Source organism: Nocardia transvalensis NBRC 15921, from assembly GCF_000308875.1.
Classification (GTDB): domain Bacteria; phylum Actinomycetota; class Actinomycetes; order Mycobacteriales; family Mycobacteriaceae; genus Nocardia; species Nocardia transvalensis.
In genome coordinates this window covers 1-800 of the sequence record NZ_BAGL01000024.1, presented here as the reverse complement: position 1 = coordinate 800, position 800 = coordinate 1, and the positions used below count along the sequence as shown (strand labels likewise).

Below are 800 nucleotides of genomic sequence, written 5' to 3'. Positions count from 1 at the left end.
TGCCGCGGCTTCGGCGGTGTACTTGAGCCCCGCTACATTGTCGGCGCAGGATCACTTGACCAGTGAGCTATTACGCACTCTTTCAAGGGTGGCTGCTTCTAAGCCAACCTCCTGGTTGTCTCAGCGACCCCACATCCTTTTCCACTTAGTACACGCTTAGGGGCCTTAGCCGGCGATCTGGGCTGTTTCCCTCTCGACTACGAAGCTTATCCCCCGCAGTCTCACTGCCACGCTCTCACACACCGGCATTCGGAGTTTGGCTGACTTCGGTAAGCTTGTAGGCCCCCTAGGCCATCCAGTAGCTCTACCTCCGGCGTGAAACACGTGACGCTGCACCTAAATGCATTTCGGGGAGAACCAGCTATCACGGAGTTTGATTGGCCTTTCACCCCTACCCACAGCTCATCCCCTCAGTTTTCAACCTAAGTGGGTTCGGGCCTCCACGACGTCTTACCGTCGCTTCACCCTGGCCATGGGTAGATCACTCCGCTTCGGGTCCATGACATGCGACTATATCGCCCTATTCGGACTCGCTTTCGCTACGGCTCCCCCACACGGGTTAACCTCGCCACACACCGATGACTCGCAGGCTCATTCTTCAAAAGGCACGCCATCACAGGAAAACCCGCTCTGACGGATTGTAAGCGTCCGGTTTCAGGTACTATTTCACTCCCCTCCCGGGGTACTTTTCACCTTTCCCTCACGGTACTAGTCCGCTATCGGTCACCAGGGAGTATTCAGGCTTACCGGGTGGTCCCGGCAGATTCACAGCAGATTTCACGGGCCCGCTGCTACTCGGG

The 800-nt window shown here is 57.0% G+C and carries 1 rRNA gene; it reads right to left on the bottom strand.

Annotated elements, in window-relative coordinates:
* Positions 1-800 (bottom strand): 23S ribosomal RNA (locus tag ON41_RS07945); the annotation flags it as partial.